Below are 424 nucleotides of genomic sequence, written 5' to 3'. Positions count from 1 at the left end.
TCGCCTTCGAAATGAACAGGCGCCCTGAATTCAAGCTCGTCACTGGCATGCTTGCCAAGGCATTCTCCAAGCTCGATTCGACGGACAAACCGATGCTCCACTCCGACCAGGGCTGGCAATACCGCATGCCTGCTTATCGAGAAGATCTCAAGAACCGTGGCATGGTGCAGAGCATGTCGCGCAAGGGGAACTGCCACGACAACGCGGCCATGGAAAGCTTCTTTGGGGTGCTCAAGTCGGAATTTTTTTACCTGAACAAATTCACCAGCATTGAGCAGTTAGAGGCCGGGATCACCGATTACATCCATTACTACAATCACGACCGCATCAAGCTCAAACTCGGCGGGCTGAGCCCTGTACAATTCAGGACTCAGCAATTGGCAGCAGCATAAGCGCAACTGTCCAACTTTGTGGGGTCACTTCA

Annotated in this window: 1 protein-coding gene; it reads left to right on the top strand. The window is 52.8% G+C overall.

From position 1 onward, the window contains the following. Positions 1-392, top strand: a 392-nt coding sequence (locus tag IFT60_RS26220) for an IS3 family transposase (protein WP_192057030.1), incomplete at its 5' end; no start/stop codon positions are given. Positions 393-424: the final 32 nt, after the last annotated feature.

The sequence above is a fragment of the Massilia sp. CFBP 13721 genome (assembly GCF_014842025.1).
Lineage (GTDB): Bacteria > Pseudomonadota > Gammaproteobacteria > Burkholderiales > Burkholderiaceae_D > Telluria.
Note: the sequence above shows the minus strand (reverse complement) of the source record. Positions and strands in the feature narration are given on the sequence as shown.